This is a genomic window from Kitasatospora sp. NPDC088346 (assembly GCF_044740765.1).
Taxonomy (GTDB): Bacteria; Actinomycetota; Actinomycetes; order Streptomycetales; family Streptomycetaceae; genus Kitasatospora.
On the sequence record NZ_JBIURH010000176.1, the window covers coordinates 1 to 1,567 of the forward strand.

General features: G+C 69.4%; 3 protein-coding genes and 1 pseudogene. All 4 read right to left on the minus strand.

Going from position 1 to position 1,567, the window contains the following annotated elements; translation table 11 throughout:
* Positions 1-174, minus strand: a 174-nt coding sequence (locus ACIOFR_RS42260; RefSeq protein WP_401006162.1) for an IS3 family transposase, incomplete at its 3' end; no start/stop codon positions are given.
* Entirely contained in the window at positions 110-679 is a 570-nt protein-coding gene (locus ACIOFR_RS42265; protein ID WP_401006164.1) for a transposase, read from the minus strand. The genes ACIOFR_RS42265 and ACIOFR_RS42260, both read right to left, overlap by 65 nt.
* Entirely contained in the window at positions 595-1,296 is a 702-nt protein-coding gene (locus ACIOFR_RS42270) for a winged helix-turn-helix domain-containing protein (RefSeq protein ID WP_401006166.1), read from the minus strand. Before ACIOFR_RS42270 ends, ACIOFR_RS42265 begins: the two co-directional genes overlap by 85 nt.
* A gap of 18 nt (positions 1,297-1,314) precedes the next feature.
* Positions 1,315-1,567 (minus strand): annotated as a pseudogene (locus ACIOFR_RS42275) (IS3 family transposase); the annotation flags it as partial.

Sequence of the window (1,567 nt, forward strand, 5' to 3'; positions counted from 1 at the left end):
GGTGCAGCGTGCCACGCTCTGGCCGCGGCGGTTGAGCTCGTGCCAGATCTTCCGGGCGCCGTAGACACGGAAGTTGGTCTGGTGGACGGCGGTTACTGACTTCGGCGTATCAAGGTGACGGTGGTGGGAGATCGAGGGAGAGTCCAGTTCCGGCGAGGAAGCCGTTGAGGACATCGGGGCGATACTGCAGCCGCTTGAGGCGGTTGCGTACAAGGGTCTCGAGCCGGTCGAGGGCGACACCGGTGAGGTTGGCCAGGCTGCGCTTCACGTGGGCCCACAGGTACTCGACGGCGTTCAGCTCGGGTGCGTATGCGGGCAGGATGAACACGGTCAGCCATTCCCGCGCGGTGATCAGGCCGCGCATGGCATGGGAGACGTGGGTGTTCAGCCGGTCCCACACCAGCACGATCGGCGCCCTGACCAGCTGGTGCAGACCGTCGACCAGGTTGATGTAGTCGCGTTCGGACAGGCTGCGGCGTTCGCCCTTGCGGCCGGTATGGCGCCGCAGTCGGTGGCACAGCCGGGTCCGCGATCCCGGGCGCATCGCGAGCAGCCCGGCGACCGAGACCCGTCCGGAGCCCCGTCCGGAAACCTTCACAACCGGGGTGATACCGCGCCGTCCCCACGTGCGGCCCCTGGGCGGCCTGCGGGTGAACCCGGCTTCGTCCTCGAAGCAGATCCATCCGTCGCAGGCCGCCCGGGTGCTTTTACCTCCGCCCAGGTCACCTCCTGCCACGCGGCCACGGCCCGCTCGTCGCGCTCGGCCGCCCGCCGCGCCGGGACCTGCGGGGTGAAGCCGAGCCGGCGCATCAGGCGAGTGGCCCCCGAGACGCTGTAAGTGACGTGGAACTTCCGGCCGATCAGCGTCGCCACACGCGCACCGGTCCAGATCTGGTCCTCGTCCCAGCCGTGCGAGGCCGGCCCCTGGTCCAGGTAGCCGGCGAGCTTCTCGAGACACCGTGCCGACAGCTTGCACCGCTGCCCGCCCGGCCCCCGCGAAGCCAGGGCCGCGGCCCCGCCCTCCCGCCAGGCCTGCTGCCACTGGTACACCGACTTCACGCTCACCCGCAGTCTGCGGGCGACCTCCCGCGGCGGGACACCTCGGGCGAGCAACCCGGCCGCCTCCACCCGCACCACCTCGCGGCGCCGACGGCCTTTCGCTGTCAGCCCGCCCCCATCCGAATACCGCATACCAACGGCATAGCGCGCAGATGACCGACAGTCAGCTACACGAACAGGCCAATCACCTCGAAGCGCCGAAGTCAGTATCTGCTCCTTCAGTTCTGCGTCGCGCACCGAACGTGCGGATGCGGCCCGGGTGCGGAAGGCGTAGTAGGTGGAGGGGGCGATGCTGCAGCCGTGCTCGGTGAGCACGCGGCAGATCGGCTCGACACCGCCGAAGCGGTCCCGGTGCTCGTCGATGAACGCTACGAGCGCAGGTGTGGCCGGTCGAGCTCGGCCGCGAAGAAACTCGCCGCGGCCTTGAGGATCTCGTTCGCCCGCTTCAGTTCGGCGATCTCCTTCTTCATCGCCTTGATCTGCGCGGACTCCTCCGAGGTCGTGCCTG